The organism is Sulfuricurvum sp. (genome assembly GCF_030691015.1).
Lineage (GTDB): Bacteria > Campylobacterota > Campylobacteria > Campylobacterales > Sulfurimonadaceae > Sulfuricurvum.
The window spans coordinates 1-1,106 of sequence record NZ_JAUYFF010000003.1 but is presented as its reverse complement, the minus strand read 5'-3'; the positions used below and the strand labels follow the sequence as shown (position 1 = coordinate 1,106).

At 47.2% G+C, this 1,106-nt stretch carries 1 protein-coding gene; it reads left to right on the top strand.

Going from position 1 to position 1,106, the window contains the following annotated elements; genetic code table 11:
• Positions 1–1,106 (top strand): methionine adenosyltransferase (gene metK, locus Q8O20_RS05640; protein ID WP_305530352.1); only part of this gene is annotated, 1,106 nt, incomplete at both ends.

The following is a 1,106-nucleotide window of genomic DNA, read 5'->3' as shown; positions in this document are numbered from 1 at the left end:
ATCGTCGATCGTCTTATCATCGGTGATCCGAAAAGCCGTGTTGCAAGCGAAGTGTTTGTTGCAGGGAAACATGTCGTTATCGGAGGGGAAGTTACCTCTAATGTTCAGCTGAGTACCAAAGAGTATAAACATATCGCACTTGATGCCCTCAAAAAGATCGGTTATAACGGACATCCTCACTTTACCCGTGAAGAGTGTCTCCATCCTGAGGATGTAGAGGTACAAGTCCTCCTCAACCGTCAGTCTCCTGATATCAATCAAGGGGTTGACCAGAGTGATGGTGAGACCGGTGCAGGAGATCAGGGGATCATGTTCGGATATGCCGATTGTGAAACGGCAAACTTTATGCCAAGTGCTATTACCTATGCACGGATGCTGATGGAGAAAGTGTACCACTACGCCCTCGCCCACCCTCATAAACTCGGTGTCGATATTAAAACCCAAGTCACTATGGACTACGGCGTCAAAGACAACTTTGAAAACTGTAACCCCCAAGCGATCCATACGATCGTCGTCTCTGCTCCGTGTGTCAATACAATGAACATCGAGCAGGTACGGGAACTGATTATGGAGCTTATCCTTGATACGGGATTACCGACCAATCTGTTTGATCCCAAATCGTGTATCATCCATATCAACCCTACGGGCAAATATGTCTCACATTCGAGTCTTCATGACAGCGGTCTAACGGGACGTAAACTGATCGTTGACAGCTTCGGAGGGTATGCCCCTATCGGCGGCGGTGCACAAAGTTCAAAAGACTATACAAAGGTAGACCGTTCGGGTCTTTATGCCGGACGTTGGATTGCCAAACATATCGTAGCCGCAGGGTTGGCTAAAAAAGCGATCGTTCAAATCAGCTACGCTATCGGTGTCGCTAAACCTACTTCTGTTTCTGTTGATACCAGCGGTACCTGCATTGATGGATTGAATGATGATATCCTCTCCTCGTTTGTCCATGATAACTTCTCTCTTACCCCTAACTGGATTACCCGTAAATTTGATCTTGACCATCCGAGTGAAGAGACATTCCTTTATGCCGATGTCGCCAGCCGAGGTCAAGTAGGTCAAAGCGATTACCCGTGGGAAAAACTCGATGAACTTGA